30 protein-coding genes are annotated in these 25,669 nt (G+C 63.9%); 12 read left to right on the top strand and 18 right to left on the bottom strand.

Annotated elements, in window-relative coordinates; genetic code table 11:
* The first annotated feature begins 26 nt into the window (after nt 1–26).
* From ftsH to Q0X18_RS02050, 4 genes are all read left to right on the top strand, one after another.
* Nucleotides 27–1,892, top strand: a complete 1,866-nt coding sequence (gene ftsH, locus Q0X18_RS02065) for an ATP-dependent zinc metalloprotease FtsH (protein ID WP_297557880.1) — start codon at nt 27–29, stop codon at nt 1,890–1,892.
* Between the two features lie 65 nt (nt 1,893–1,957).
* Nucleotides 1,958–3,484 (top strand): carboxylesterase/lipase family protein, encoded by a 1,527-nt coding sequence (locus tag Q0X18_RS02060; RefSeq protein ID WP_297557877.1) that lies wholly within the window; start codon nt 1,958–1,960, stop codon nt 3,482–3,484.
* A gap of 23 nt (nt 3,485–3,507) precedes the next feature.
* A complete protein-coding gene (locus Q0X18_RS02055) occupies nt 3,508–4,158 on the top strand; it encodes a DUF5639 domain-containing protein (protein WP_297557874.1) in 651 nt (216 codons plus the stop codon).
* Nucleotides 4,159–4,164: 6 nt separating this feature from the next.
* On the top strand, nt 4,165–5,025 hold the full coding sequence (locus Q0X18_RS02050) for an alpha/beta fold hydrolase (protein WP_297557871.1): 861 nt from the start codon (nt 4,165–4,167) through the stop codon (nt 5,023–5,025).
* Here Q0X18_RS02050 and perR read toward each other — a convergent pair.
* From perR to Q0X18_RS02030, 4 genes are all read right to left on the bottom strand, one after another.
* Nucleotides 5,012–5,410, bottom strand: a complete 399-nt coding sequence (gene perR / locus Q0X18_RS02045) for a manganese-dependent transcriptional regulator PerR (protein WP_297557868.1) — start codon at nt 5,408–5,410, stop codon at nt 5,012–5,014. The two genes, Q0X18_RS02050 and perR, sit on opposite strands and share 14 nt — an antisense overlap.
* A gap of 98 nt (nt 5,411–5,508) precedes the next feature.
* Nucleotides 5,509–6,402, bottom strand: coding sequence for a hydroxymethylbilane synthase (gene hemC, locus Q0X18_RS02040; protein WP_297557866.1), 894 nt, complete (start codon nt 6,400–6,402; stop codon nt 5,509–5,511).
* Nucleotides 6,403–6,474: 72 nt separating this feature from the next.
* Nucleotides 6,475–6,732 (bottom strand): hypothetical protein, encoded by a 258-nt coding sequence (locus tag Q0X18_RS02035; protein ID WP_297557863.1) that lies wholly within the window; start codon nt 6,730–6,732, stop codon nt 6,475–6,477.
* Between the two features lie 9 nt (nt 6,733–6,741).
* Nucleotides 6,742–7,170 carry a hypothetical protein gene (locus Q0X18_RS02030; RefSeq protein WP_297557859.1) on the bottom strand — a complete coding sequence of 143 codons (429 nt, stop codon included), beginning with the start codon at nt 7,168–7,170 and terminating at the stop codon, nt 6,742–6,744.
* 124 nt (nt 7,171–7,294) lie between these two features.
* Here Q0X18_RS02030 and Q0X18_RS02025 point away from each other — a divergent pair, with 124 nt between their 5' ends.
* Nucleotides 7,295–8,101 carry an IS5 family transposase gene (locus Q0X18_RS02025; protein WP_119342530.1) on the top strand — a complete coding sequence of 269 codons (807 nt, stop codon included), beginning with the start codon at nt 7,295–7,297 and terminating at the stop codon, nt 8,099–8,101.
* On the opposite strand, the gene Q0X18_RS02020 is transcribed toward Q0X18_RS02025, so the two are convergent.
* The 4 genes from Q0X18_RS02020 to Q0X18_RS02005 are packed head-to-tail and all read right to left on the bottom strand — an operon-like array spanning nt 8,098 to nt 12,428.
* Nucleotides 8,098–9,903: a menaquinone biosynthesis decarboxylase gene (locus Q0X18_RS02020; protein ID WP_297557857.1), complete on the bottom strand. Its 1,806-nt coding sequence runs from the start codon at nt 9,901–9,903 to the stop codon at nt 8,098–8,100. The genes Q0X18_RS02025 and Q0X18_RS02020 overlap by 4 nt on opposite strands.
* Before the next feature lie 10 nt (nt 9,904–9,913).
* On the bottom strand, nt 9,914–10,438 hold the full coding sequence (locus Q0X18_RS02015) for a hypothetical protein (protein ID WP_297557855.1): 525 nt from the start codon (nt 10,436–10,438) through the stop codon (nt 9,914–9,916).
* Between the two features lie 35 nt (nt 10,439–10,473).
* Nucleotides 10,474–10,800: a YraN family protein gene (locus tag Q0X18_RS02010; protein WP_297557852.1), complete on the bottom strand. Its 327-nt coding sequence runs from the start codon at nt 10,798–10,800 to the stop codon at nt 10,474–10,476.
* A complete protein-coding gene (locus tag Q0X18_RS02005) occupies nt 10,797–12,428 on the bottom strand; it encodes a PASTA domain-containing protein (protein ID WP_297557849.1) in 1,632 nt (543 codons plus the stop codon). Before Q0X18_RS02005 ends, Q0X18_RS02010 begins: the two co-directional genes overlap by 4 nt.
* A 219-nt stretch (nt 12,429–12,647) precedes the next feature.
* On the opposite strand from Q0X18_RS02005, the gene Q0X18_RS02000 reads away from it, so the two are divergent.
* Entirely contained in the window at nt 12,648–13,442 is a 795-nt protein-coding gene (locus Q0X18_RS02000; protein ID WP_297557846.1) for a class I SAM-dependent methyltransferase, read from the top strand.
* Nucleotides 13,443–13,558: 116 nt separating this feature from the next.
* On the opposite strand, the gene Q0X18_RS01995 is transcribed toward Q0X18_RS02000, so the two are convergent.
* Nucleotides 13,559–14,545 (bottom strand): site-specific DNA-methyltransferase, encoded by a 987-nt coding sequence (locus tag Q0X18_RS01995; RefSeq protein ID WP_297557844.1) that lies wholly within the window; start codon nt 14,543–14,545, stop codon nt 13,559–13,561.
* 160 nt (nt 14,546–14,705) lie between these two features.
* Complete coding sequence (locus Q0X18_RS01990; RefSeq protein WP_297557842.1) at nt 14,706–15,509, bottom strand: AMP/ADP-polyphosphate phosphotransferase; 804 nt, start codon at nt 15,507–15,509, stop codon at nt 14,706–14,708.
* A gap of 93 nt (nt 15,510–15,602) precedes the next feature.
* Between Q0X18_RS01990 and Q0X18_RS01985 the strand changes: the two genes are divergently transcribed.
* Nucleotides 15,603–17,369 carry a WD40 repeat domain-containing protein gene (locus tag Q0X18_RS01985; protein WP_297557840.1) on the top strand — a complete coding sequence of 589 codons (1,767 nt, stop codon included), beginning with the start codon at nt 15,603–15,605 and terminating at the stop codon, nt 17,367–17,369.
* Here Q0X18_RS01985 and Q0X18_RS01980 read toward each other — a convergent pair.
* The 3 genes from Q0X18_RS01980 to Q0X18_RS01970 are packed head-to-tail and all read right to left on the bottom strand — an operon-like array spanning nt 17,355 to nt 19,018.
* On the bottom strand, nt 17,355–17,660 hold the full coding sequence (locus tag Q0X18_RS01980) for a hypothetical protein (protein ID WP_297557837.1): 306 nt from the start codon (nt 17,658–17,660) through the stop codon (nt 17,355–17,357). The two genes, Q0X18_RS01985 and Q0X18_RS01980, sit on opposite strands and share 15 nt — an antisense overlap.
* Nucleotides 17,657–18,442, bottom strand: a complete 786-nt coding sequence (locus tag Q0X18_RS01975) for a cobalamin-binding protein (protein ID WP_297557835.1) — start codon at nt 18,440–18,442, stop codon at nt 17,657–17,659. Before Q0X18_RS01975 ends, Q0X18_RS01980 begins: the two co-directional genes overlap by 4 nt.
* Before the next feature lie 12 nt (nt 18,443–18,454).
* Complete coding sequence (locus Q0X18_RS01970; protein ID WP_297557833.1) at nt 18,455–19,018, bottom strand: cob(I)yrinic acid a,c-diamide adenosyltransferase; 564 nt, start codon at nt 19,016–19,018, stop codon at nt 18,455–18,457.
* Nucleotides 19,019–19,099: 81 nt separating this feature from the next.
* On the opposite strand from Q0X18_RS01970, the gene Q0X18_RS01965 reads away from it, so the two are divergent.
* The 3 genes from Q0X18_RS01965 (at nt 19,100) to Q0X18_RS01955 (ending at nt 20,823) form a co-directional block, all read left to right on the top strand.
* Nucleotides 19,100–19,390, top strand: a complete 291-nt coding sequence (locus Q0X18_RS01965; RefSeq protein ID WP_297557831.1) for a nucleotidyltransferase family protein — start codon at nt 19,100–19,102, stop codon at nt 19,388–19,390.
* Between the two features lie 9 nt (nt 19,391–19,399).
* Nucleotides 19,400–19,765 carry a DUF86 domain-containing protein gene (locus tag Q0X18_RS01960; RefSeq protein WP_297557829.1) on the top strand — a complete coding sequence of 122 codons (366 nt, stop codon included), beginning with the start codon at nt 19,400–19,402 and terminating at the stop codon, nt 19,763–19,765.
* 62 nt (nt 19,766–19,827) lie between these two features.
* Nucleotides 19,828–20,823: a M23 family metallopeptidase gene (locus tag Q0X18_RS01955; RefSeq protein WP_297557828.1), complete on the top strand. Its 996-nt coding sequence runs from the start codon at nt 19,828–19,830 to the stop codon at nt 20,821–20,823.
* 9 nt (nt 20,824–20,832) lie between these two features.
* Here the strand turns inward: Q0X18_RS01955 and Q0X18_RS01950 are convergent, their stop codons facing one another.
* Nucleotides 20,833–21,381, bottom strand: coding sequence for a 5-formyltetrahydrofolate cyclo-ligase (locus Q0X18_RS01950; protein WP_297557826.1), 549 nt, complete (start codon nt 21,379–21,381; stop codon nt 20,833–20,835).
* 157 nt (nt 21,382–21,538) lie between these two features.
* On the opposite strand from Q0X18_RS01950, the gene Q0X18_RS01945 reads away from it, so the two are divergent.
* On the top strand, nt 21,539–21,775 hold the full coding sequence (locus tag Q0X18_RS01945) for an FmdB family transcriptional regulator (protein ID WP_297557824.1): 237 nt from the start codon (nt 21,539–21,541) through the stop codon (nt 21,773–21,775).
* A 228-nt stretch (nt 21,776–22,003) separates the two neighbouring features.
* Nucleotides 22,004–22,963: a prohibitin family protein gene (locus Q0X18_RS01940; RefSeq protein ID WP_297557822.1), complete on the top strand. Its 960-nt coding sequence runs from the start codon at nt 22,004–22,006 to the stop codon at nt 22,961–22,963.
* Nucleotides 22,964–22,967: 4 nt separating this feature from the next.
* Here Q0X18_RS01940 and Q0X18_RS01935 read toward each other — a convergent pair whose 3' ends face one another.
* From Q0X18_RS01935 to Q0X18_RS01920, 4 genes are read right to left on the bottom strand one after another with little or no spacing between them, the layout of a single operon-like run.
* Complete coding sequence (locus Q0X18_RS01935) at nt 22,968–23,495, bottom strand: DUF192 domain-containing protein (protein ID WP_297557820.1); 528 nt, start codon at nt 23,493–23,495, stop codon at nt 22,968–22,970.
* Nucleotides 23,492–24,253, bottom strand: coding sequence for a glutaminyl-peptide cyclotransferase (locus tag Q0X18_RS01930; protein ID WP_297557818.1), 762 nt, complete (start codon nt 24,251–24,253; stop codon nt 23,492–23,494). The genes Q0X18_RS01935 and Q0X18_RS01930 overlap by 4 nt, the downstream gene beginning before the upstream one ends.
* 45 nt (nt 24,254–24,298) lie before the next feature.
* Nucleotides 24,299–24,913 carry a dTMP kinase gene (tmk, locus tag Q0X18_RS01925; RefSeq protein WP_297557815.1) on the bottom strand — a complete coding sequence of 205 codons (615 nt, stop codon included), beginning with the start codon at nt 24,911–24,913 and terminating at the stop codon, nt 24,299–24,301.
* Between the two features lies 1 nt (nt 24,914).
* Nucleotides 24,915–25,667, bottom strand: a complete 753-nt coding sequence (locus Q0X18_RS01920) for a Nif3-like dinuclear metal center hexameric protein (RefSeq protein WP_297557813.1) — start codon at nt 25,665–25,667, stop codon at nt 24,915–24,917.
* Between the last annotated feature and the right edge of the window lie 2 nt (nt 25,668–25,669).

The raw sequence follows: 25,669 nt of genomic DNA, 5'->3' as shown, positions 1-25,669 counted from the left end.
CGCAGGCGCCCAATGGAGGTTCTGGTTTGCCAACACGTATCAACCCCTGGAGCTTAATCCTTGTCGTCATCCTGGCGTACTGGCTCTTTACCTTATTCGGTGGTGGTAACAACACCCGTACCAGTATTCCGTATAGCGATTTCATCAATTATGTTGAACAGGGCAAGGTGGCCCGGGTCATCTTGCAGGAAGGCCGCATAAACGGCTTTTTCAAAGCGCCCGAGCGCATTCAAGTCGGCAATACCACCGAAACCACTGACCGTTTTACCGTCATTGCCCTTCCGGCAGGTTACAGCGACCCCCAGTTTGCCAACCTGCTCCGCCAGAACGGCGTAGTTATCGAAAACCGCTTACCCAGTATCTGGCCCCAACTTCTCTATACCCTAGTACCTGTCGCTGCGCTGATTGCCTTCTGGTGGTTCTTCTTCATGCGCTCACAGGGTGGGGCGGGGCAGGTAATGCAGTTTGGTCAGAGCCGGGCGCGTCAGTACGGTAAGGAGCGCCGGGTTAATACCACCTTCAAGGATGTGGCCGGTCATCACGAGGCCAAGCGCGAGCTGATGGAAGTGGTGGACTTCCTCAAAAACCCACAAAAATACATCGCCATCGGGGCCGAGATTCCCAAAGGGGTACTGCTGGTAGGGCCACCCGGTACTGGCAAGACCCTTCTGACCCGTGCCGTGGCCGGCGAGGCCGGCGTACCATTCTTTTCTGTTTCGGCCTCGGAGTTTATGGAGATGTTTGTGGGCGTGGGGGCCAGTCGGGTACGAACCCTATTTGATGAAGCCCGGCGTAATGCCCCGGCCATCATTTTTATTGACGAGCTGGACTCTATTGGCCGCAAGCGCGGGGCCGGTATCGGGGGCGGTCACGACGAACGCGAGCAGACCCTCAACCAAATTCTCTCCGAGATGGATGGCTTCGAGAAAGATACCAGCGTAATCGTGCTGGCCGCGACCAACCGTCCCGACATCCTCGACCCTGCCCTGTTGCGTCCTGGACGCTTTGATCGCCAGGTAGTGATTGGGCTGCCTACCCTGGAAGAGCGCAAGGAAATCCTGCAGGTGCACATGCGGGGCAAAAAGTTTGCGTCCGATGTGGACGTTAACAGCTTAGCCCGCCTGACCCCGCAGTTTAGCGGTGCCGACCTCAAAAACCTGGTCAACGAAGCCGCGCTTCAGGCGGCCCGCGAGAATGCAAGCGAAATTTCCAACGCCCACTTCCAGGCCGCGCTCGACAAAATCATGCTGGGCCTGGAACGGGGCACCCTTAAGCTGAGCGAGCAGGAAAAGCGGGCTGTGGCATACCACGAGGCCGGTCACGCGATTGCGGGCGAGGAACTACCTTATGCCGACAAAACCGAAAAGGTTTCGATTGTGCCCAGGGGTATGGCGCTTGGGGTGCGCTGGAGCAAGCCCGAGGAGCGAATTCTGATGAGCAAAGAGCACCTCGAGGACACCCTGGCCATGACCCTGGCGGGTCGGGCGGCCGAAGAGTTGTTTGTGGGCACCATTACCACTGGCGCCGCCAACGATTTCAAACAGGCCACCAGCCTGGCTAAACAGATGGTGCTCGACTGGGGCATGGGGGATCACTTTAAAAACGTAGCCTGGGGCTCCAATACCGGCCCCATATTCCTGGGCGAGGAAATTGCCAAGAAGCAGGATCACTCCGAGGAAACCAGCCGCCTCATCGATGCGGACATCCGGGCTATTCTGGATCGGGCCTACGAGCGTGCCAAGCAAGTTCTGTCCAGCAACGCCAAGGCCATGCATCAGCTGGCTGCGGAGCTCCTGGAGACAGAAATTGTCCAAGGCGAGCGTGTACGCGAGATCATCGCCCAGAGCAAGCAGCCTGAAGTAGCGTCCGTGGCTTTTAATCCCGAGGCCTAGGCGTTACTGCAACGCCCTGTAGTTTTTGGCCAGGAAAAGTCTTGTAGCTACACCAAAATATAGCCATGCGCTGGTTTTTAGCTCTAGCAGCATGGTTGGGTCTAGTGTACGGGCACTCGGTTGTGGTGCTCACCCCTCAGGGACGCATTCAGGGGGGCTACAGCGAACAAGCTCAGGTGGCCTACTTCCTCGGTATCCCCTATGCCAGGGCCGAACGCTGGAAAGCCCCACAACCGGTTTTGCGCCTCGAGGGGGTGTTCAAGGCCACCCAGCCAGGCCCGGCCTGTCCCCAGCGCGGGGTCTTCACCACCCGCCTGGGGGGCTACCTCCCGCCCCAGAGCGAAGACTGCCTGAACCTGGGGGTCTGGATGCCCATGGCCGCTCCCCCGCCGGAGGGCTACCCGGTGATGGTCTTTATTCATGGGGGCAGCTACACCGGCGGTAGCTGGGCCGAGCCCCTCTACGACGGCACGGCCCTGGCCTCGCAGGGCGCGGTGGTGGTGGGGTTCAACTACCGGCTGGGTTCGCTGGGCTGGCTGGCCCTGCCTGCGCTGCAACAGGAAGACCCCCGCGGTTCTACTGGCAACTACGGACTGTTGGATATGCTCGAGGCCCTGCGCTGGGTACAGCGCAACATCGCCGCCTTCGGGGGCAACCCCGACAACGTGACGCTCTTCGGGCAGTCGGCGGGGGGGATGGCGGTCTGCACCCTGCTGGCTACCCCGGCGGCCAGGGGCCTCTTCCACAAGGCCATTATTCAGTCGGGGGGGTGCGAGTACGTGCGTACCCTCGAGCAGGGACTGGCCTGGGGTGAGCAGTGGGCCGCGCGGATGGGGTGCGGGGCGGGCGACCTGGCCTGCTTGCGCCGGATTCCCCTGGAGCGCCTCTTCCCACCTGAAGACCGTAGCATTGGGGCGCTGTTGCAACGGGTCGAGGCCGGGGAGTTTGCCGAGGTGCCCTGGAAGCCCCACCTGGACGGGGTCTGGTTGAAAAAAGTGCCCCTTCGGGCCTTGCGCGAGGGCGATGCGACAGGGATACCCCTGGTGGTGGGGGCTACCGCTCAGGAGACCTGGGGGGAGCGTCTTTCAGGGCCGTCCAGCTGGGGCGAATTTGCCAAGCGCGTAGAGGAAAAGCTGCCGGGGCAGGGGGCTCGAGCCGAGCAGCTTTACCGGGCCCGTTCTGCTTCCCCTGCCGAGGCCTGGGCCTACTTCCAGACCGATCGGATTCTGCTCTGCCCCACGCTGGCCGCCGGGCAGGCCCAGGCCGCCCATGCACCCACCTACAGCTACCTGGTGGACTGGGCCTCACCGGTGCTCGAGGGGCTGGGTAGCTTCCACGGAATCGAGCTGCCCCTGCTCTTTGGAACCGAGACGAGCTGGCCTGCGCTGGCCCTGTTTCTAACTCAGGAGGCCCTGCAGAACTCCCGCTCCCTGGCCCAGGCCTTGCAGGCCCAGTGGCTCAATTTTGCCCGCACCGGGGCGCCTTTTTTACTGGGCTGGCCCGAGACCAGGGCCGGCTATGCGATGGGCTTTTCTGCCCAGCCGGGCCGCATCCCCGACCCCTACCCCGAACGCTGTGGGTTGTTTCGCTAGGCCCAACTGAATAGCATAAAAGGGTGCCGGTACTTCAGGTTTCTGCCGCCGACCAGTATCTCATCGCCAGCGGCGACACGCCCTTGCTCGAGGTCTGGGCCGCCCTGCCCCAAGGGCTGTTTCCGCCCTTTCCCCCGGTCGAACTGCCGGGGGGCCTGGACGGCCTGCTCAAGCGCGGCGGCTTCGCCCAGACTTTTTTTATGGGCAGCGAGGTGCTGGGGCTTAAGTTCAGGTCGCCCAGGGGACACATCATTCAGGCGGGGGGCCTCACCGTAAAAAACGTGCAGGGCTACGACCTGGTGCGCCCTTTTGTGGGCAGTTTTGGGGCGCTGGGGGATGTGCTCGAGGCCACCCTGCGCCTGCGGCCCGGGCGGGCCTGGGTGTTTCTGCGCCGAACAGGCGAGCTTTCCACCCTCCCCATCCGGCCTCGTTTTTTGTGGCAGGCGCTGGCCCATACCTACGCTTTTCACTTTGGACACCCCCTCGAGGTTCAGCGCTTCGCAGAAACCTTTGGCGGAGAGACCGTACAGGGGCCGCTGGACTACACCGGGCTGTTCCCGGAGGGCATGGGGGTGGGGCCGGGCAGCCTGAGTGATCTGCGCTTTAGCTGGGCCAACGGCGGAGCCAAGCCCGGGCTGCCCGAGGTTTTTCGGCGCTTAGCGGAGGCGATTTAGGAACCCATGAGACCCAAATTTACCGTTCCCGACCATCTGAAGCCCTACCAACGCCGGGTTCGTGTCAACGGGGTGGGTCTGCACCTCTACGACTCGGGGCCGGCCCAGGCCCAGGACCCCACTTTTTTGCTGATTCATGGCCTGGGCGACGAGGCCGATAGCTGGCGCAAGGTGTTTCCGCTGCTAACCGGGCGGGGCCGGGTGGTGGCCCCCGACCTGCCGGGTTTTGGCCGTTCGGAGCACCCCCGGCGGGCCTACACCCTCAACTTTTTTGCCGACACCATGGCCGCCCTGCTGGAGAACCTTAAGGTTCCGCAGGCCGTCCTGGTGGGCAGCTCGATGGGGGCCGCGGTGGCCCTGCGGGTGGCCCAGCGGCGGGCCGACCTGGTAGCGCGGCTGGTGCTGGTGGATGGCCCGCCGGTGCGGGGCCGGCTTAACCGGGTGCAACTTATGTTTTTGATACCGGGCCAGGGCGAAAAGCTATACAACAGCTTCCGCAGCTCGCAGGAGGCCGCTTTTGAGAGCCTGCGGCCCTACTATGCCAGCCTGGATGCCCTGCCGCCGGAAGACCGCCAGTTTTTGCGGGAGCGGGTCTGGGATCGGGTCTGGAGCGACGACCAGCGGCGGGCTTTCTTCTCCACCTTCCGCTGGATGGCTTTGGAGAGCCTGCTGGGCCCGGCCCGCTTTGACCAGATAAAAACCCCTATGCTGCTGGTCTGGGGCGAGCAGGACGCAGTAATTCCCCTCGAGGCCGCCAAAACCCTGCAGGGCTCTATGCCCAGTGCAAAACTCCACGTCATTCCCGGCTGCGGGCACCTGCCCCAGCAGGAAAAACCCCTCGAGCTGGCCCGGCTTATTTTGCAGTAGCAGCCTGGCAGGCCGGACAGAGGCCCTGGTACTCCACCTGCACGTCTTCGATTGCAAAGGCGGGGTACTTGGCCTTGACCTCGCTCAGCAGGTCGGGCAGCGGGTGCACGATGTCGAAGAAGCGGTTGCACCTGCGGCAGACCATGTGCAGGTGGCCGTCCAGGTTGGCCTCGTAGCGCAGGGCCTCTCCGGGTCGGGCCAGGGGCACCAGATAGCCCTCCTCGGTGAGGGCGTCCAGGGTGCGGTACACCGTGCCCAGGCTGATGCTGGGCACCTGCTTGCGCACTTCGGCGTAGACCCAAGCAGCGTCGGGGTGGTGGCCCTTGGCACTACGAACCACCTCGAGCACGGCCTTGCGCTGCTTGGTGAGTCGTTTCATTCCCATATTTGCCAACCATGTTTAGCCGGAGCAATCCCGACTATTTATCTCAAGTTTACCGCAAAACGACAGCGGGAAAGTGGGGTGGTGGGCAAAGTACACGCTTATCGCGCCTGCACCGTGCCCAGCAACTCCCGCCCGCCTTCGGCCAGCAAGTCCTGGGCCAGGTCGTGGCCCAGCTCGGCGGCTTCTTCGGCGTCGCCCTCAATCTCGGCCCGGATGAGTTCGCGGCCATCGGGCGAGGCCACCACCCCTTGCAGCAGCAGGGTGTCGTCGCCCTCGAGGGTAGCCAGCGCAGCAGCGGCGCACTCGTCGCCCGCGCCCAGGGCCTTCAAGAAGGCCCGCTCGGCAGCCGTCCGCGCGAAAGAGGCCCGGTGGTTCAGGCTATAGGCCAGTTCCTCGGCCCAGTCGTCGCCCTGGCGCACCTCGAGGCCCAGCGCCCCCTGACCGGGTGCGGGCAGCACAATTTCGGGGTCTATGAGCTGGTCAATGCGGTTTCTCAAGTCCAGCCGCAGCAGGCTGGCTGCTCCAATAATCACTGCATCGTACTCGCCGGTTCCGAGGGCGCTGAGGCGGTCGTCTACGTCGCCCTCGAGGTCGTGCAGGCTCAGGTCGGGGCGGTAGGCCAGCAACTGGGCCTTGCGCCGCAGGCTGTTGACCCCCACGATAGCCCCCTTGGGCAGATCTTCCAGGCGCTTGGCGCTGCGCCCGACCAGGGCCTCGCGCGGCTCCACGCGCTTGGGCACGGCCACCAGGCGAATCCCCGGTGCTTCCTGGGTGGGCAGGTGTTTGAGCGAATACACGGCAATATCCACTTCCCGCTTGCCAAGTGCCTGTCGCAAGGCTTCGGCTGCGCTTTGCTCCGAAGTGTGCTTCGACTGTATGGTGCGTATTTTGAACTCGGTCTCGGGCCAGTTCTCTTTGAGGCGTTCCACCACCCAGCGGGTCTGGGCTTGCGCCAGCAGGCTCGCCCGTGCCCCTATTACGATAACGCGCATAACGCCCAATATATTAGCCGGAAATTGCCGGCTGTGGTATGCAGCACCTGAGCCAGGCTCGACATTAAAGGTTCAATCGGATAATTGTCGGCGGTAGGGCAAAGGAATGCAGTCCAGCTCGAGCTCGAAATCTCCTTCCACGGACCAGGCCTTGCCTTCTTTCTCCAGCAGGTGCAGTGTCTGGCTTACGTACTGCTGCACCCGCCGCAGCGGGAGGGTCTCGGCGGCCAGTTCGGGCCGGTGCAGCTTGAGAAAAGCCCGGTGGAAGGCGGGCAGTTCCGGCAGGGGTATCTGGGCCTCAAGCGCCGACCACCGCCAACGCCGGCTCATCCCCATCCCCTATTTCGCCTTGCCAAAGGCAAAGACCAGTTCGTCGCCCTTGCGTACCACAAACAGAATGGCGGCCCTGCCAGCCTCGTCCCGCAGGTTGTAGCGGGTGCGCACCTCACCCGCTACCTGGGTTTCCTGCTGATTCTCCACGAAGTAGCCGGAGGCCGCAAAGCTGGTCAGAATCTGCTGAACGAAACCGGGTTGCAGCCGGGCCGCCACGCCCCTGGCCGCGTAGACCTCCAGGTTGAACCGGCTGGCATCGGGGATGCGGGCTACAATGGCCTCGCTGCCGCGCCCGGCCTTGAAGGAGCCCGAGGGAAAGCGCACACTGGCATCCAGGCTGGAGGCGATGGCCGCCACCGTGGTCACCTCGACCAGGGTCTGGGCCAGGGCCGGAGCGCCCAGCAGGAGCAGCAAGCCAAGCAAAAGGGTCTTCATGCCTCGAGCATATCGGCGAGCAGCGGGGCTGCTGGGTTATTTGCCTCAGGACTGGCCGACCGGGGTATCCTTAGAATCTACAAACCACCTTACCCAAATCAGGCACTGCAGTTATGTTTAGAGCATGAACCGCCGTGCTTACCCATCGGACGTCCGTGATGAGGAATGGGCTCTGGTGCTGCCCTATTTGACCCTCGCCCCGCTGGAAGCACCCCAGCGCAAGTACGACCTGCGCGAAGTGTTCAACGCCCTGCGCTGGATGGTTCGAACCGGTGCTCAGTGGGACTACCTGCCCCACGACTTCCCACCCCCCCATATCGTTCAGGCGCAAGCCTACCGCTGGATGAACCGGGGGGTCTTCGAAGACCTGGTACACGACCTGCGCATGACCCTGCGAATGCTCCAGGGCAAAGCCGCCCATCCCAGCGCTGCCATCTACGATGCTCGCACCCTACAGTCCACCCCGCAAAGTGGGGAGCGGGCCGGATACGATGGGTACAAACGACGCAAGGGAAGCAAAGTTCACCTGGCGGTAGATACCCTGGGGCATCTGCTGGCCCTGGTAGTAACGGCGGCCAGTGAACAGGAACGGGCCCAGGTGGGAGCCCTCAGTCAACAGGTGCAGGAAGTGACGGGGGAGCAGGTGGAAGTGGCCTTTGTGGATCAGGGTTACACTGGGGAGGAAGCGGCACAAGCGGCAGAGGCGGAAGGCATCGCCCTGTGTGTGGTCAAGGTGGAAGGGGCCAAACGAGGATTCGTGCTGCTGCCGAAGCGTTGGGTGGTGGAACGTTCGTTTGCCTGGACATCCCGGTTTCGCAGGCTGGCGCGAGACTATGAGCGGCTGGCTGAGACCTTGCGAGGTTGGCACTGGTTGGCTTTTTCGATTCTGATGACAGCGAAAACTGTGGAGCTTTTACGAACAGCTAGTTAGCAGGCTCTAGGCGGCAACGGGGGCAGCCCCAGGCGGTTCCAGCGCTCGTCTACCCGGCGCACGATCTCGGGCGCCATCACGATTTTGGGCGGCCAGCGGCGGGTAAAGCCCTCCTCGGCCAGCTTGCGGGTGCCGTCCAGCACCAGCACCGGGCCCTCCACCCCCGGCAACACCCAGGCGTCGCGCTCGGGGTCAATGTTGTTGAGCACTGCCCACATCACCTCGTCGAACTCGAGGTGGGTGTCGGCATCGGTCAGGAGCATCAGCCGAATGCCCGCGCTGTGGGGGGCTACCAGCAGGCGCTCGGCAAGCTCTTTGGCCTGGTGGGGGCGGGTTTTCTCGAAGGTGACCATCCAGATGCCCGGCAGTTGCTTCTGCCGCACCCCCGGAATACCCGGCAGGCTAGGGTGGGCCCGGAGGGTAAAGGGCAGGGCGCCGCCTTCTTCCTCGAGCTTGGCCGTACCGTCCACAATCAGCTTGCCCCCGTAGCCCATGGCGCGGGAGGAATGGTCGAGCACGTCAATGGGGCCGCGCGAGATGAGGGTGTCGCGCCCCGGCACGGCGTGCTCGAGGGCTTTTTGCAGGGCCTCGGGCCCCTTCAAAGGAGCGCCCGCATCCAGCACCACGATCACCTTGGCAAACATCATCTGGCCCAGCCCAAACAGGCCGTTGGCCACCTTGTAGGCCTGGCCGGGGTAGCGCTTCTCGATGCTCACGTTGACCCAGTTGTGGGCCACCCCGGCGGGCGGCATGTGGTAGTCGTGGATCTCCGGCAGGATGAGCTGGGCCGCGGGCAGAAAGAGCCGTTCGGAGGCCTCGATCAGGTAGGCGTCCTCCATGGGCGGGCGGCCCACGATGGTGGCCGGGTAGACGGCGTTTTTGCGGTGGGTGATGGCGGTGAGGTGGAAGCGGGGGTAGAGGTCTTCCAGGGTGTAAAAGCCGGTGTGGTCGCCGAAAGGCCCCTCCACCACCAGGTCTTCGGCGGGGTCGATGTAGCCCTCGAGCACGAACTCGGCCTCGGCGGGCACCGGCAGGTCTACCGTGACACCGCGGGTCAGCTCGACCGGCTGGCCCCGCAAGAACCCCGCCAGGTTGAACTCGTTGACGCCCGGAATGGGGGGCACAGGGGCGGTGGCAGCGTAGGTCAGGATGGGGTCGCCGCCCAGGGCCACCGCCACTTCCAGCCGCTTCCCCAGTTTTTTGGCTTTGTCGTAGTGCCGCCGACCCACCTTGTGCAGTTGCCAGTGCATGGCGGTGGACTGCTTGTCCAGCACCTGCATCCGGTACATGCCCAGGTTAAGCTCGCCCGTTTCCGGGTCTTTGGAGATCACCAGCGGCAGCGTGATATAGGGGCCGCCGTCCAGGGGCCAGCACTTGAGGATGGGAATTCGGAAGAGGTCTACCTGGTCGCCCCGCCAGACCACCTCCTGCACCGGCCCGCCGCGCACTTTTTTGGGGAAGAAGCCCTTGAGTTCCCGCAGCTTGGGCAGCATAGCGAAGGCCGCCTTGAGGCCGCCCTTGCCGGGGTTGAGGTTCATCAGGTTGGCTACCCGCACCGCCAGGTCGTCCAGGCTTTTCACGCCCATGGCCCGCGCGGTGCGCTCGGCGGTGCCAAAACCCCCGATGAAAACCGGGAAGTCGCGCCCCTCTACATTTTCAAACAGCAGGGCCGGGCCGCCCGACTTGACCATGCGGTCGGCAATCTCGGTGATTTCCAGCTCGCAGGAGACCGGTTCCTTGATGCGAACGAGCTCCTGGCGGCGCTCGAGTTCGTGAATGAAGGCCTGGAGGTTCTTGTACATCCAGTCCAGATTACGGCCTGAAGCGCCTGCTGACTGTAGGTTCGCCCAGGGGTTGGGCCCGGCCCTGCAGGGTTTGGGGCCGGGGTTTGAGCGGCACTGCCACCGCGGCCAGCTCGGCCTCGAAGACGAAGGGCTGCTCGTAGTACAGCCGACCCTCGGCGGTGCGCACGTAGGGGGCCAGCGCCTCGCCGTAGCCCAGGCGGGCGGCCAGCTCGAGGCCGTCGTATTGCAGGTGCAGGCTCCGGCCCGGCTTCAGGGGGCCGGGGTGGCAGAGCGTCAGGGCTTTGCGATCCTTCAGGCGGATGAACCCGACCTCCAGCAGCGCTACGGGCTTCCGGCCCTGCCACTGCAGGAAAAGCTCGAGGGCCGTACGGGCCGAAAGGGGCACGGGCGGGGTGAGCCGGGGACGCGAAAGGCTGGCCTGGTTCAGGTACAGCCAGATGCGGTGGGCTTGGATGGTTTGTTCAGGCGATGGTGCGGGCAGCGCAGGGCCCCGGTGAAGCGCCCGCAGTTTTTTGATTAACTTGCCCAGCATAGAAGCCAGTATAGGGCGAGCCGGGCGGCCGTGCCTTAATCAAGGCGGAGGTGCTCGAGGCGGTGCTGTCGGGGCGTGCCGTAGACCAGGACGGCCTCGAGGCGCACCGGTAGGTCGTCCCGGCCCAGCAGGTAAACCACCGACTGGTAGATGCGCCGGTACTTGGCGGGGGTAAGGGCCTCGAGGGGGGTGCCAAAGGCCTCGCTGCGGCGCTGCTTGACCTCGACCGCCACATAGGTGGGGCCGTCCTGCATCCAGAGATCAATCTCGCCAAAAGGGGTGCGCTTGTTCTGCCCCAGCAACACATAGCCCTTGGCCTGTAGATGCTGGCAGGCCAGGGCCTCGGCCCAGGCCCCCTTCATAAGGGGCTTTCCAGCACCTGCTGCCCGTTGACCACCACCCGCAGCACCGCGCTGCCGCGCACCACAATCTCCTGGCTAAAGCTCCAGGGCTGCTGCACCGGCCCCTCAAACACCGTATTGACCAGTACCTCGTCCTGCACGGTGATAACCACTACCGCGTTGGGGATGTCTTCCGGCAGGGTGTAGCTCACGTTGACCCGGCGCTCTTGCGGCCCGGTAGGAGCCGGGGGCGGGGTGGGCTGGTTTACGTCTGGGTTGGTGGGTGCCGGCGTGGGGGTTGGTGTTGGTTCGGGGATGGGGGTTGGTGCGGGCTCGGGCGGTGGGGGTGGTTCTAGGCGCGGGGGGGCGAAGGGGGCGGCTTTGGGGAGGGTGGCCACCGGCTGGGCGGCCACCACAACGCGCACCACGGTCTCGCGCGGCAGCACCACGCCGGGGCCGGGCTCCTGCCCCACCACCAGCCCGTCGGGTGCGCCCGAGGCTACCCGCACCACCTGGGCCTGGAGTTCGGCCACCGTAAGGATGTAACGGGCCTCCTCCTCGGTCAGGCCGGTTAGGTCGGGCAGCAGGGTCTCGCGCACCGGCGGGCGGGTTCCGGTGGAGACCAGAAGCCGTACCCCCTCGCCGGGGCGCAGGGGCTGGCCCTCGCGGGGAATGCTGGACAGAACGGTATCGGCGGTGTCGCCCGAGGCGATGCGGGTAATACCGGCGACGCGGTAGCCGGCGGCCTCGAGGGCCTGGCGGGCATCCTCGAGCGAGCGCCCGCTTACGGTAGGTACGCTGCCAAAGCGGGGTTTGTTGATCACCAGCTCGAGCCGTCGGCCCGGTTTGACACGGGTGCCGGGGTCAGGAGTCTGCTCCAGAATCTGATCTTTGGGCAGCGAAACGTCGCTACCCTCGGCAAACTCCACCTTGAGGCCATAGGCACGTACCGCCTCCAAGGCCTGCCGGGGAGTTTTACCCACCAGATCGGGCAACACGTATTGCGGCGGATTCAGGTAGTGGTTGGCAGCTTGCCAGAGCGCCATACCGCCCAACGCCAACATCAGCAAGCCCGGAAGCCAGCCGAGCCAGTTTGCACGCAGAACATGCTGCTCGGCACGAGCTTTGGCTCCCGGGTGGGTGGGGTGGGGTGGGCTGGATTTGCGGGGCATCTCAACTTTGGTCGAGGGCTCTTGGACGGGAGTGGCTTGGGGAGTTGGAGGAAGGGCAGAGGCCAGATCGGGGCGGCTTGTGCCAGCGATCTGGGGACGCAGCTTCCCCACCAGGGGTCGTCCATTTACTTCGGTGGCCTCGAGGTCGCTTTCCTGGTAGCCGAAGGGCTCGAGAGCCTCCAAAATCGGCTTGAGCCGCCGAGATTTGAGGGCTATCTTGGGCTGCTCGGGCCAGAAGGCATAGTAACGCCCCGGATTGGCCGAGACCAGTACCCCTGAGGGCAAAAAGCCCTGGCCTTCGAGTCGGCGAATAGCATTCTTGTAGCGGTGAAAAGCAGTGCGGGCCTCCGGGCTATGCACTTCAAACCAATACAACTGGCCTTTAAGCCCCTCCAGTGTTTGCACCCAATAAGGGCGTACAAAGCCATGGGCCGGCTCTTCGGTCAGAATGGTAAACTTATCGTCCAGTAGCGACACCACAAGCGATTATACAAACCGCGCCGAGGGCTTTATGAGGGCTGGCCGTTCGCATTGATCACATAACAGGGAGCCGTCTCGCAGAGCACCCGCCAGGTCGTGGGGCAAAAAAACTTTGGCCATAGTGAAGTTTACGCCTCACCGAGCTATCCACACTCGAGCCGACTTTTTCGGGGTAAATTTGCAAATTTATACTTCGTTGCTATCATAAAGCCGAGCATGACTTCTCATTTCAGTCGGGTAGCTTTTACCTACGACCGGACGCGGTATCATCCACCCGAGGTTTCCGGACGCATCGCTACCGCCATCACCGCGCCCGTTGAGAAGCTGTTCCGCGACCCCTTGTTTTTGGAAATTGGAGCAGGGACAGGTCGAATCGCAGTCCCGATTATCGCGCGGGGCTATCGCTATATCGCCCTGGACAATAACCCGGCCATGCTCGAGGTCTTGCGGCAAAAGGTGGCCGGGGTAGCCCGCAAAGCCCGCCTGATCGAAGCCGATGCCCGTGAGCTACCCTTCGAACGGGGTAGCCTCCACGCGGTGATTGCAGTGCATTTCTGGCACCTGGTCGACAACTGGCAGCAAGCCCTACACGAAAGCCTGCGGGTGTTGCGCCAAGGCGGGTTCTTGTTTGAAGGCTGGGATCAGTCCGACGGCGAAAGCGAGGACTGTCGTATCCAGCAAAAGTGGAAGGAAATTCTGGCCGGCATGGGCTACCCGCTGATACGAGGTCGTCATCAGGCTCGCCTGGCAGAGGTAGAACAGGAGCTGGTTCGGCTCGGCCTCGATCCCAGGGTTCGAATAGTAGCCGAATGGGTCGAACCGCGCAGCCCCCGTACCAGCCTCGAGATGCTGCTGGAGCGCATCTATTCCTTTACCTGGAACGTTCCCGAGGATGTTTTTAGGCCCTCAGTGGCCGAGTTGGCCAGATGGGTGGAAGCCACCTATCCCGACCCCGACATGGAATACCCCGTTCAGTGGAAATTCGTGGTGCGTACTAGCAGGGTGCCCTAGTGCAGCCTTGTTCAAGACATTGGAGCAGTTGCACGGTTACCTGGCACAGCGTACCGTACTGAAACGGCGTATGAGCAAATCGGTATCGAATACAGTTTATTTGTGGGAAATCCAGTTCAGGGCTTCTGGCCCACAAAAATACTCCAGTCCTCCACTCCGTCCTCCGAAACGGCCAGGTGGTAGTGTAGGGGCTCGAGTTCGTGCTCACTTAGCAAGAGTTCCAGCGGGGCCACAAAGGCCCAGCGTGTAAGTCCATCCTGCCGGATAAGCCGCCGGGGCTTGTGCTCGGGTCGCACGATTAGAATCAGTCGGCCACCCGGCTTGAGTACCGGCAGGGCGCGTTCTAGGTGCTGGGAAAGCCAGTTGGTGTAGTCGGTTTCGGGGTGATCGTGCACGCTGGGATCAAACACCTTGCGAACAAACCAGGCAAATGTAGGAGGGTGTAGCACCAGCAGGTCGGCCACTTCTTCTCCGATGGCGCTTACCAGGCCGGCAATATCCATTTTTCTTACCAGCCGGCCATCTCCGGCAATGTCGCTACCCCAGGCTTGGCGCCCCATCTCCAGGGCTTTTTTCACCACCGTGCCCGCACCCGCCATGGGGTCAACCACCAGCGCCCCCGGCTTGCTATAGCGCCCAATCAATGCTTCAGCTATCACCGGATTCAGGCCCTCGAGCCGACGGGCCCGCTTATTCGCAGGAAAAATCCAGACTGGCTTACTCGCCCAGTCGGGTTGGGCCTGGCCTGGTGTAAGCAAGCTGCGCCAGGAACCTATCCGGACGGCCTCCTGTAATTCGACCAGTTCCAAGTCCCGCCTTCGGTATCGGCTCAGAAGCCTGTGCACCTCTGCAAAGCTGGCCCCATCCGCCAAAATCTCACGCAAGAGGGGGCCAATAGGTGGTTCTAAACAGACCAGGGAGAGCACCGTGTAGCGCAGGTGCTTGGTGCTGGTCATCCCCACCTGATGAGTAAAAACCTTAAACGCAGCCTGATCCAGCCCCAATAGGCTCGAGGCAATCTGTTGGTCGTCGGCTTCCGGCCGGTTCAGGAATGCCCGGCCTGCTTGCAGTACCCGCTGATAAACCTGGTGTGCGTTTGGCATGTCCTCATTTTGCCGTTGAAAAGATTTCTGCTGAGCGGAAAGAAATTGTTTGTCTTGCCAAGCACCTACCACCAATTTTCCCCCATCCTGGGCCGTGCGGGAAGCACAAATATTTGTTCGAGAAGGGCCAGGAGGTGGTGCTTTCCGTGGGATGCCTGGACTATTCGATCACAATTTTCTCTAAGCCAGTCTCGGGCTGAGGGTACTGCATCCCGAGCCCCTCGAGGGTTTCCACCAGAATGCGGCTCACCAGCCAGTTGCGGTACCAGTTCTTGTTGGCCGGAATGACGTACCAGGGAGCATACTCGGTACTGGTCTCCCGAATGGCTACCTCAAAGGCTTCCTGATAGGCATCCCAAAGCTTGCGATCCTCGAGGTCGCCCTTGCGGAACTTCCAGCGCTTCTCGGGGTTGTCCAGGCGCTCTTGCAGGCGTTTACGTTGCTCGTCTTTGGAGATGTGCAGGAAGAATTTGAGGATGGTGGTTCCCTCCTCGACCAGCATACGCTCGAACTCACGGATGTGATGATAGCGCCTCTGCCAGACGTACTGGGGCACCAGGTTTTTGACCCGCACCACCAGCACATCCTCGTAGTGAGAGCGGTTGAAAATAACCAGCTCGCCCTTGCGTGGCACCTGTTGGTGAACCCGCCAGAGGTAGTCGCGGGCCAGCTCATGCTCGGTGGGTACGCCAAAGCTGGCTACCCGTACCCCACTGGGGTTTACTCCATCGAAAACCACCCGAATAGTGCCGTCCTTACCACCCGCATCCATCGCCTGCAATACCACCAGCACCTTATGCTTGCCCTCGGCATAGAGTAGCTCCTGCAGTTTCTCCAGCCGCTTATTGAGCCCAGCCAGGGCTTCCAGAGCTTCTTGCTTACCCCCCTCAAAGGCGCTGGTATCGTTGGGGTCGAAATCCTCGAGGCGAAAGCGACTGGCAGCTTGGATGCGGTATTTATCCATTGGAACTCCCATCGGAATTTTAGGCTGGGCGCACAAATTCGCCAAGACCTCGACCTCACCTTTGCTTGCAGGCCCATCCGGTAATCTGTAGGCGTGCAGCGGTGGATTAGCTGGCTTTTGTGCTTGTCGCTGGCGGCAGCCCAGCAACCGGCACAGCTTCTTGCAGGTCACCGGGCCCCGGTTGGGGCTGTGGCTATCGGCCCTGGGGGCACCCTGGCCCTGGGCGCGGATGCCTATATTCAACTCTACCAAGCCGATGGGCGTTTTTTACGTACCCTGAGCGGACACACCGACACGGTGCGGGCGCTGGATTTCGCATCGGATGGCACCCTGCTCAGCGCATCCTCCGATACCACCCTCAGGCTCTGGAATCCCCGGAACGGTCTGCTGCAAGGCGTGCTGCAAGGCCACCGCGATCAGGTCTGGACGGCCCGGATTCGCCCGGATGCACGGCAGGTGTTGAGTGGCGGGGCCGATGGCGAATTGCGCCTCTGGGATACCCAGGGCTCGAGGCCATCTCTATCCATTTACGCAGGGCATGGCTGGATATACAGCATTGGACTTTCTCCAGCAGGAAATAGGTGGGCGGCTGGAGGACAGGATGGCGTGCTCTTATGGAATCCTCAGAGCGGCTACCGGCTGCCTCTTTTAGGGAAACTCTCGGTGCGAAGCCTGGCCTGGGGGCCGCAGGGCTACCTGGCTACCGGCGACCGCGATGGACAGATACAACTGTGGGATGTAGAGGGGCGCTTTTTGCAGCAGTGGAACGCCCACCAGCTCGCGGTGGGCGCCCTGGCCTGGAGCAGCGATGCCCAGCTCATCAGCGGCGGGCAGGACGGGCAGATTATCCTCTGGGAAAAAAACCAGCCCCAGAAAACCCTTCAGACCGCCTCGGTGCTGGCCCTGGCGGTGAATGAAAGCCGGCTCCTGAGCGGCCACGACGACGGGCGGGCCCGGCTATGGAGCCTGCAAGGGACGCTGTTGCGCACCCTCGAGCCCCCCGCGGCCTCGGTGAGCGTCCTGGTCTACAGCCCCGATGGACGCCTGCTCGCCAGCGGGGGCTGGGACGGCGAGGTCTGGCTGTGGAACCGCCAGGGGCAGCCTGTTCACAGGCTGGGCGAGGCCACCCTGGAAATTACCGCCCTGGCCTTCAGCCCGGACGGACGACACCTGGCCGCGGGCAGCCGCGACGGCCTGACCCGCATCTATCAAACCACCAGCGGACGGCTGGAGCAGAGCCTCGAGGCCCACGGCAACGGGGTGGGGGCCCTGGCCTTCGCCCCCAACGGGCGGGCGCTGGCCATCGGCGGGCGCGACCGCTTGATCCGGGTCTGGGACTGGCAGGGTGGCCGGAAGGTGCTCGAGTTCCGCGCCCACGAGTCGCACGTAACGGGCCTGGCTTTTAGCCCCGACGGACGCACCCTATACAGCAGCAGCAGCGATGAAAGCCTGGCCTGGTGGCGCCTGCGCCCCGAAGGGGTAGGGCTCCTGCGCCGGGTCATGGCCCACGCCAGGGGCCTCTATGGCCTGGCCCTGAGCCCCAACGGACGCCTCCTGGCCACCGCCAGCCACGACCAGACCCTCAAGCTCTGGGATGCCCAGTCGGGCAAGCTACTCCGGGTGCTGGAAGGGCACACCGAGGCCGCCCAGGCCCTGGCCTTCGCGCCCGACGGCCGACGGCTGGCCAGCGTAGGCTGGGACAAGACCCTGCGCCTGTGGAGCGTGCAGGGGCAGCTTTTGCAGACCACCTCGGGGTTTGTGCGGCCCCTCTACGCGGTGGCCTGGGCCCCGGATGGCCGGCTGGCGGTGGGCAGCGGCACCCTGCGGCAGGCCGGCACCGTGGCTTTATTCAGACCCTAGCTCAGGCCAGACCCGCCCATAGGGACGCACCTCACCCTGGGGGAAGGCCTGCTGCAAGAGTTCCTGTAAGAACCGCCCCGCCATGGGCAGCAGGCCGGTGCAGCCCTGGTTCACATAAACAAACACATAGCCGGGCGGGCGGGGCGACTGGCTGAAGGTGAGCACCCCGGCGTATTCCGGAAAAGCCTCGTAAAAAATAGCCAGAAGGCCCTCCAGCAAGGCCCTGGCCTCGGGCAGGGGCTCACCCTCCAGCGGGCGCACCCAGAAGGTGACCACCTTGAGGGGGGTCATGGCCGGCCTCCGTGCTGCCAGACCGGCACCTGCCGCAGTAGATCGGCGAGTTTTTTCGCCCCCTCGGCCAGGCGCGGCCCCGGACGGCCCAGGTAGGCCTCCTCGAGGGCGAACACCTGCTTATGCTTCAGGGCAGGAATTTTCAGTTCGCGCTGCAAAACCACCTCTGGGCGCAGTTTTTTCGCCCCGCACCACGAGACCGTAATCAGGTCGGGCTGGGCCTCCTCCACCAGGGCGGGGGTGAGGGGTTGGGAGCGCACCGGCAGGTGGGCAAAGGCGTTTTCCGCCCCCAGCGCCTCCAGCATCTGCGTTACCCAGCTGTGTTGCCCGGCGGCAATCATGGGCCGGGGCCACCACTCCACCATCACCCTGGGGGGGCGCACCCAGTTGGGCAGCGAGCCCCGGGCCTGGGCGATCATCCATTGCATGGCCCGCACCACATGCCGGCCCTGCGAGGCCACCCCCAGGAGACCCGCCACCCGCATAATATCGTCGTAGACGTCTTGCAGGCTTTGCGGGTCGAGCACCACGTGGGGGATTTGCCGCGCCTGCAAACCCTCCACCACCCGCTGCATGCCCGGCACGCTCAGGCTGGCCAGCACCAGGTCGGGCTTCAGGGCCTCGACCCTGTCCAGGTCAATCTGAAGGTCGGGCCCCACCCGGGGCAGCCGGGCCACTTCGGGGGGAAAGTCGGAGTTGCTGTCCACCCCCACCAGCCTGTCCAGGCAGCCCAGGGCCCAGACGATCTCGGTGTTGGAGCAGGTCAGGCTTACCAGGCGCATACCAGCCCTCCTTCACCGGCGTTTTTTGACCAGCCACTTCTCCTCGGCGAAGCCTTCGCGTTGGTTGACCACTCGAGCCAGCGTAAAAAGCAGATCCGAGAGCCGGTTGAGGTAGCGCAGGGCCTCCGGGTTCACCTCCTCGTGGCGCATCAGCTCCACCACCCGGCGCTCGGCCCGGCGCACAATGGTGCGGGCGAGGTGCAGGGCCGCCGCCGCGGGGTGGCCGCCGGGATGGATGAAGCCGGTGAAGCGGGGGGCTTCTTCCTGGTAGCGGTCAATCAGGGCCTCGAGCTTCTCCACGTCCGAGGTGTCCATGCGGGCCAGGTTGCGCTCGTAAGGGCCGCCGGCGCGGGTGGCGAGGTCGGCTCCCAGGTCAAAGAGGGCGTTCTGGAGGTACTCGAGGTCGGCCTCGAGGTCGGCATGGGCCGCGCCCAGGGCCGCGCGGGCCAGCCCGATGGCGCTGTTGGCCTCGTCCACCGTGCCGTAGGCCTCCACCCTGGGGTGGTCCTTGCCCACCCGGTCGGCCCCGTACAGGCCGGTCTCCCCCGCGTCGCCGGTTTTGGTGTAGATTTTCATGCCTCCATTTAACTCTACCCGAGGCGGCTCGAGTGGGTCGCGCCCAACATACCTCACTATGCCTGGCAGTACTATGGTCTCATGCGCAGGGGAAGTGTGCTGGCCATCCTGGAGGAACAGCTACCCAGTCTGGCTGAGCAGTACAGCATCAAAAGCCTGTACCTGTTCGGCTCCACCGCCCGCGACGAGGCCAATCCCGATAGCGATGTGGATTTTTTGGTGAGATTGGCCCAACCCACCTTCGAGCACTACATCGGCCTCAAACACAGCCTGGAGGATCTGCTGGGCTGCAAGGTGGATCTGGTCAGCGCCAAAAAAGTACCGGCCGAGCTGCGTCCTCACCTCGAGGCCGATGTCTTGCAACTTATTTGAAGGGGGCCTATGCGCCATGCCCAGACCCCCAATCCCCATCTGCTCAAGCGGGTCTACCTCGAGCAGATGCAAGAAGCCGCCCGGCAAGTCCTGCGCTACACCGCCGGGATGGACTTCGCCGCATTTACTGCCGATACACGTACCCAGGACGCCATAAGCCACAACCTGCACCGCCTGGGCACGCTGGCTGCTGCCATGCACCCCAGCCTGCGCGAGGAGCTGCCCGAACTGGACTGGAGGAGCATCCTGGATCTGCCCGACCTGGTCGGCCACCTTCACTTTGGCATTCAGGACGAAATTATCTGGGACTTAATCCAGTGCACCCTGCCCTACTGGCTGGTGGTGCTGGAGGAGGCCCTCGAGCGGCCGTCATAACATCAATCCGGTAGGAGAAAATGGGTTTTTAAACACCTCATCCAAAGCGATAAACTGGCCCTATGCGCCGCCCGCTTTCTGCGTTCCTTGTCCTGTGTTCCCTCACCCTGGCCCAGACCACCCACACCGTCCAGCCCGGCGAGACCCTCTACCGCATCGCCAGGCAGTACAACACCAGCGTGGAAGCCCTGCAGGTGCTGAATAACATCGCAGACCCCACCCAACTTCGGGTGGGGCAGGTCTTGCGGGTAACCGGACGGCCCAGCCTAGCCCTGCACCGGCTTACCCAGGCTCCGGCCCCCATCGAGGCCCTCGAGTGGCCCCGCGAGACCATCCAGGGCCACCTCGCCGTGGTACGCATAACAGCCCCGGCGCCGGTACAGGGCGAGGTGCGCTTCCTGGGCAACACCTACCCCATCCAGCAAAACCGCGTACTGCTGCCCGTACCGGCCCTGCAAGCCCCTGGGGTCTACCCCGCCCGGCTGCGGGTGGGCGGTGCGGAGGTGGGGCTCGAGGTGCGGGTGGTGGCCGGAAGCTTTGGGCGCTTTGTGCTGCAACTACCCCCCGACCGCCGGGCCCTGCTGGTGCCTGAGCGGCTGCGGGCCGAGCGGCTCAAGGTGGTGGGCTCCTGCGACTTCGACCGGCCCCAGCAGTGGCGGGGCCCCTTCCGAAAGCCCATCCAGACCAACCGTATCACCGACCCCTTCGGCACCCGCCGCAGCTACGACCAGGGGCGCACCTACTCCTACCACGAGGGGCTCGACTACGGCGTACCCGAAGGCACCCCGGTCTATGCCCCGGCCCCCGGCGTGGTGGGCCTGGCCGAACGGCTTGAGGTGCGGGGGAACGCCGTCACCCTCGACCACGGGCTGGGGGTGTGCAGCGGCTACTGGCACCTCTCGCGCATTGCAGTAAAGCCGGGCCAGGCCGTGCAGGCCGGCGACCTGCTCGGCTACTCGGGCAACACCGGCCTGTCCAACGGGCCCCACCTGCACTTCGAGATCCGGGTGCGGGGCATCCCCACCAACCCTGCCCCCTGGTTCCTGAGCGTTCCCTGACCCGGCGGCCTACAGGGTGACACAGCGCGCCGGGCGAACCCCTTGCTCGGTAGCCAGAAACTGCACGGGCACGTCCCAGGGGTCGTGGGGCAGCTCGGGCAGCACCAAGGCTTCCGGCACCAACCCCAGGGTCAGGGTCTGCGGACGCAGTTGCGCTAGAAAGCGGTCGTAGAAGCCCTGCCCATAGCCCAGCCGGTGGCCCCAGGAGTCGAAGGCCAGGCCCGGCACCAGCACGGCATCCAGCACCTCGAGCGCCACCTTGGGCGTCTCGGGGGCCGGCTCCCAGAAGCCGTACTTGTGCTTGACCAGCCGGCAGGGCAGGGGATGCACCTCGAGCTGGTAGGTGCGGGCCCTGGGCAGGTAGTAGGCAGCGGGGTACAGGCGCTGCAGTGCGGCGGGGTCGAGCTCGGAGCCAAAAGCGCTGTAGAGCAGGATGTGCTGGGCCCGGTGTTCTTGCAAAAAACTGGCCAGGTGTTGGTTCACTTCTTGCGAAAGCGTTCCGGTGGGAAGGTTTTTGCGCACCTCTTTGGCCCAGCGTCGGAGTTCGGCCTTACTCATAGCAGCTAGTATTTCACCTGCTAGCCCCCATCGGCTGACCAGAAGTTATGGCTGGCATCACCAGGAATTTGGTTGACAGTCGGGGGTGTTGTCTGTCAAAATCCTACAGATGAGGGAGGTGACCCCTCGAGACACTTTTGTCCTACAGGAGTCAGCTATGCCCAGATACGTTTACCAGAACCTCGAGACCGGCGAACAATACGAGTTCGAGCAGGGTTTTCACGATCCCGCCTACACCCATCACCCCGAGACCGGCGCCCCCATTAAGCGTCTGATTTTTGCCCCGGCGGTGGTGTTCAAGGGCTCGGGCTGGTACATCAAAGACTCCAAGGCCGGATCCAACGGCAAGTCCGAGTCCGGCAGCAAGGACACTGGGAGCGCGGCAGCCGATTAGTTTCGGGGATGGTCTCAAAACTTACATAACCTGAAGCCCTGGCCCCTTTGTGGCCGGGCTTCTTCTAATAACCCGTCGCCACAAACAAGATTTTCCTGTTCGAAAACTCACTTTCGCTTCCCACGGGGCCCTTAGGGGTAGGGCACCCGGGCTTTGGCCTTTGCCTCTATCCTAAGCAGCCCTTTATCCACCATACTGGGGTCGTATGCTGAGAAAAGCGAGGTGTGTATGTTCCTGCTCTTAGGCATCGTGGTGGCTATCCTGGGCATCGTCCTGCTTGCGCAGCCCGGGGGGCGGCGGGCGCTGGGTGCGCCGCTCCTGCTCGTTGGGCTGGCTATAGCGGCCATCTCCCAGAGCTTTGTGGTGGTTCCGGCAGGCCATGTGGGGGTGGTGTTCAACGTGTTTGGCGGCGTGCAGCCCGCCCCCCTGGGGGAAGGCTTCCGCATCGTGATACCGGGCATTCAAAACGTCATCCTTTACGATGCCCGCCTGAAGGAAGTAACCCTGGCCAAGGGGCCGGCCCCCGCAGGTACCAGCACCCCCGGCGAGGACGCCATTACCGCCCGCAGCAAGGAGGGGCTGGACATTGGAGTAGACGTCACCGTGCAGTACCGCATCAAGCGCGAGGAGGCCCCCCAGCTTCACCGCAACCTGGGGCCGAACTACCTCGAGACCCTGATCGTGCCCCAGATTCGCAGCAAGGTGCGCGACGCGGTGGGTTTGTTCAACGCCGCCGAACTCATCAGCACCCAGCGAACCCAGCTCGAGGCCGCCGTAACCAAGGAGCTGCGCGAGGACCTTGGCGCACAACACATCGAACTGATCTCGGTGCTGTTGCGCCGGATTGACATTCCGCCCTCGGTGGCCAAGGTGATCGAGGAGAAGCAAACCGCCGAGCAGCAGGTGCAGGTGGAGATCAACCGCCGCCAGCAGGCCGAGATCGCCGCTCAGCGGGCCGTGGTACAGGCCAAGGGCGAGCGCGACGCCGCCATTCTGCGGGCCGAGGGCGAGGCCCAGGCCATCCGCCTGCGCGGCGAGGCCCTGCGGCAAAGCCCCCAGGTCATCCAGCTCACGGTGGCCGAGAAGCTGGCCCCCAACATCCAGACCATCATGGTGCCCACCACCGGCAACTTCCTGCTTGACCTGCGCAGCCTGCAGCAGGCCCAGCCGGCGCAGCCCGCACGGTAGACGCCTACTGGCCGTTGGGGGTGGCCTCGAGCGTTCGCACACGAACCGTAGCACCGGGCCCCACCTGGTTCAGCGCAAACCAACCCCGCCCCACCTCGAGCACCTGCCGGTAGACCACCCCCGGCGCATAGCTGCGGCAGCCTTTGCCTGGGGGGGGCGTGGGGCAGGGCTCGATGTCCAGAATCGCCAGAATGGTGCCGCGGCTATCCAAAAAGGCCGCCGAGACAGGCTTTTCCAGACCCAGCCCCGTCCAGCCATCGTCGCGAGGCTGCAAAAAGCTATACAGCGTGCCCTGATGGGCTTTTCGGGCCAGGAGGTCGAGCGCCCGGGGGTTGGCGCGCGTGTACACTGGCAGTTCCACCGTCCCTTTGGGACTCGCAATGCTCACCACCGCGCTGGACATGGGCGGGATGCGCCGCTCTTGCGGACGGCTCAGAATCTGACCAGCCCAAAAGTAGCCCGTGGTGGACAACGCCACCACCAGGGCAATGAGCCCCAGACCATAGCCACGCAGGCGTCCAGAGCCGTTCATGGGTTGCTTACCACTGCAATCTCGAACAAGAAGGGCCAGAGCTTGCCGGTGACGAAGATGCGCCGGTTCTGGCTGTCGTAGGCGATACCGTTGAGCACGGCGTCGGGGTTGGGGTTACGGGCCTGGGCCAGGAGCGCAAGCCCGCCCAGGTCGAGCCAGGCCTCCACGTTGCCGCTTTGGGGATTAATAACGGCGATGCGGCTGGTCTGCCAGACATTGGCCCAGATGCGGCCCTGGATGTACTCGAGCTCGTTCAGCCGGGTTACCGGCTGCCCCCCGGCTCGCACCGTAAGGGTGCGCTCGGGCCGGAGGGTGCGGGGGTTGAGGAAGAATAGCTGGGCCGAGCCGTCCGACATAATCAGGCGCTGGCCGTCGTGGGTCAGGCCCCAGCCCTCGGTCTGGTAGGTGAAGCGCCCCACCGGGTTGAAGTTCAGGTCGTAGATAAAGCCCTCCTGGTTCTGCCAGGTGAGCTGATAGAAGCGGTTCTGGAAGAGGGTGATGCCCTCGCCAAAGTATTTCTGCGGCAAAGGCCGGCTTTGCAGCACCCGCCCAGTCTGGAGCTCCACTTTGCGCAGGCTGGACTGGCCGTAGAGGCCGGTGCCCTCGTACAGAAAACCGTTGTGGTAGATGAGGCCCTGGGTGAAGGCCTGGGGGTCGTGGGGGTAGGTGTTGACGATGCGAAAACCCCAGACCGGAACCGAGGGCTGGGCCAGGGCCAGGCCCAGCAGGGCCAAGAGGGCAAGGAACGCTCGAGCCACGCCCTTTACCTTACCGCAAGGCCCCCAAGATGAATGAGACCGGGGTCAAGGGTTGGCCAAGAGCAGGCTTTCCAGATGAGCCCTTAGCTGGGCTTGCAGGGCCTCGAGGGGCTGGGTTGCATCCAGTAGCACAAAGCGTTCGGGTTCGGCCTGGGCCAGCTCGAGGTAGCCCTGCCGCACCCGCCGGTGAAACTCGAGCGGCTCGCGCTCGAGGCGGTCGCGTCCTTCGAACCGCTCCAGACCCACCTCCGGCGGCAAATCGAGCAGAAAGGTCTTGTGAGGCCGGATACCCTGCGTCGCCCCCTGGGCCACGGCCCGCAGCCAGCCCAAGTCCAGCCCCCGCCCGTAGCCCTGGTAGGCCAGGGAGGAGTCCAGCCAGCGGTCGCACAGCACCACCTGGCCTTGCTGCAGGGCTGGCCGGATCAGGGTTTGCATATGCTCGGCGCGGTCGGCGGAGTAGAGCAGGTACTCGGCCTCGGCGCACATGTGATCCTGATGTAACAAAAGCCCGCGGATGGCCTGACCCAGCCGGGTGCCGCCCGGCTCGCGGGTGAGCACCACCTCACGCCCTTTTGCGCGAAGCCACTCCGCCAGAAGCCGGGCCTGGGTCGACTTGCCCGCCCCCTCGGGGCCTTCAAAAGTTATAAAAAGACCTTTCATGCTACAGCCCGGTCGGATGCTCAATAAACACCCAGGGCAGGCCAAACTCCCGCTCCAGCCGGGCGGCCAGGGCCTTGACCCCGAAGGTCTCGCTGTCGTAGTGGCCGGCGTAAATCACGTTCAGGCCCAGCTCGAAGGGCTCGTGGTAGTGGGCGTGGGCAGGCTCGCCGGTGATGAAAAGGTCGCAGCCCAGGGCTTTGGCCAGCCCCACATCCCCGGCCCCACCCCCCGAGACAATGCCCACCCGGCGCACCTCGTCCAGCCCCGCCCGCACCACCAGAGGCTGCATACCGGTCAGCTCGCCGATGCGGTCTTCCACCAGGGCCAGCGGCGCCGGCTCGGCAAACTGGCCGATGTAGCCGATGTTGCCGTACTTGGGGTGCGGGAAGGGCTCCAGGCTTTGCAGCCCCAGCTCGCGGGCCAGGACGGCGTTGTTGCCCACCTCGGGATGGGCGTCGAGGGGTAGGTGGGCCGTGTAGAGGCTGATACCCGCCGAAAAAAGCCGCTCAAGGCGCTTCTTCTGATAGCCCACAATAGCAAAAGGCTGCCCCCAGAAGAGGCCATGGTGAGTGATAAGGAAATCCACCCCAGCCTCGGCGGCTTTGTCGAAAATGGCCTGGGCTGCGTCCACCGCGGCCCCCACCCGGCGCACCTCTTCCCGGCCTTCCACCTGCAAGCCGTTGAGCGAGGGGTCTTTGAACTCCCGTATCTTTAGGTACTCGTCCAGCCAGCGAACCAGATCATCGCGCTGCATGG

The sequence above is a fragment of the Meiothermus sp. genome, assembly GCF_026004075.1.
Taxonomy (GTDB): domain Bacteria; phylum Deinococcota; class Deinococci; order Deinococcales; family Thermaceae; genus Meiothermus.
Note: the sequence above shows the minus strand (reverse complement) of the source record. Positions and strands in the feature narration are given on the sequence as shown.

Bases quoted from the DNA above. Each gene is read 5' to 3' on its own strand.
- Q0X18_RS02015 (WP_297557855.1), bottom strand. From the start codon at position 10,438: ATGCTGGGCAAGTTAATCAAAAAACTGCGGGCGCTTCACCGGGGCCCT.
- Q0X18_RS01970 (WP_297557833.1), bottom strand. From the start codon at position 19,018: ATGAAAATCTACACCAAAACCGGCGACGCGGGGGAGACCGGCCTGTAC.
- Q0X18_RS02030 (WP_297557859.1), bottom strand. From the start codon at position 7,170: ATGAAGACCCTTTTGCTTGGCTTGCTGCTCCTGCTGGGCGCTCCGGCC.
- tmk (WP_297557815.1), bottom strand. From the start codon at position 24,913: ATGAAAGGTCTTTTTATAACTTTTGAAGGCCCCGAGGGGGCGGGCAAG.
- Q0X18_RS01990 (WP_297557842.1), bottom strand. From the start codon at position 15,509: ATGGATAAATACCGCATCCAAGCTGCCAGTCGCTTTCGCCTCGAGGAT.
- perR (WP_297557868.1), bottom strand. From the start codon at position 5,410: ATGGGAATGAAACGACTCACCAAGCAGCGCAAGGCCGTGCTCGAGGTG.
- Q0X18_RS01935 (WP_297557820.1), bottom strand. From the start codon at position 23,495: ATGAACGGCTCTGGACGCCTGCGTGGCTATGGTCTGGGGCTCATTGCC.
- Q0X18_RS01965 (WP_297557831.1), top strand. From the start codon at position 19,100: ATGCGCAGGGGAAGTGTGCTGGCCATCCTGGAGGAACAGCTACCCAGT.
- Q0X18_RS01960 (WP_297557829.1), top strand. From the start codon at position 19,400: ATGCGCCATGCCCAGACCCCCAATCCCCATCTGCTCAAGCGGGTCTAC.
- hemC (WP_297557866.1), bottom strand. From the start codon at position 6,402: ATGCGCGTTATCGTAATAGGGGCACGGGCGAGCCTGCTGGCGCAAGCC.
- Q0X18_RS02010 (WP_297557852.1), bottom strand. From the start codon at position 10,800: ATGAAGGGGGCCTGGGCCGAGGCCCTGGCCTGCCAGCATCTACAGGCC.
- Q0X18_RS02000 (WP_297557846.1), top strand. From the start codon at position 12,648: ATGACTTCTCATTTCAGTCGGGTAGCTTTTACCTACGACCGGACGCGG.
- Q0X18_RS01945 (WP_297557824.1), top strand. From the start codon at position 21,539: ATGCCCAGATACGTTTACCAGAACCTCGAGACCGGCGAACAATACGAG.
- Q0X18_RS01995 (WP_297557844.1), bottom strand. From the start codon at position 14,545: ATGCCAAACGCACACCAGGTTTATCAGCGGGTACTGCAAGCAGGCCGG.
- Q0X18_RS01920 (WP_297557813.1), bottom strand. From the start codon at position 25,667: ATGCAGCGCGATGATCTGGTTCGCTGGCTGGACGAGTACCTAAAGATA.
- Q0X18_RS02035 (WP_297557863.1), bottom strand. From the start codon at position 6,732: ATGAGCCGGCGTTGGCGGTGGTCGGCGCTTGAGGCCCAGATACCCCTG.
- Q0X18_RS02025 (WP_119342530.1), top strand. From the start codon at position 7,295: ATGAACCGCCGTGCTTACCCATCGGACGTCCGTGATGAGGAATGGGCT.
- Q0X18_RS01940 (WP_297557822.1), top strand. From the start codon at position 22,004: ATGTTCCTGCTCTTAGGCATCGTGGTGGCTATCCTGGGCATCGTCCTG.
- Q0X18_RS02050 (WP_297557871.1), top strand. From the start codon at position 4,165: ATGAGACCCAAATTTACCGTTCCCGACCATCTGAAGCCCTACCAACGC.
- Q0X18_RS02020 (WP_297557857.1), bottom strand. From the start codon at position 9,903: ATGTACAAGAACCTCCAGGCCTTCATTCACGAACTCGAGCGCCGCCAG.
- Q0X18_RS02060 (WP_297557877.1), top strand. From the start codon at position 1,958: ATGCGCTGGTTTTTAGCTCTAGCAGCATGGTTGGGTCTAGTGTACGGG.
- Q0X18_RS01975 (WP_297557835.1), bottom strand. From the start codon at position 18,442: ATGCGCCTGGTAAGCCTGACCTGCTCCAACACCGAGATCGTCTGGGCC.
- Q0X18_RS01955 (WP_297557828.1), top strand. From the start codon at position 19,828: ATGCGCCGCCCGCTTTCTGCGTTCCTTGTCCTGTGTTCCCTCACCCTG.
- Q0X18_RS01950 (WP_297557826.1), bottom strand. From the start codon at position 21,381: ATGAGTAAGGCCGAACTCCGACGCTGGGCCAAAGAGGTGCGCAAAAAC.
- Q0X18_RS01980 (WP_297557837.1), bottom strand. From the start codon at position 17,660: ATGACCCCCCTCAAGGTGGTCACCTTCTGGGTGCGCCCGCTGGAGGGT.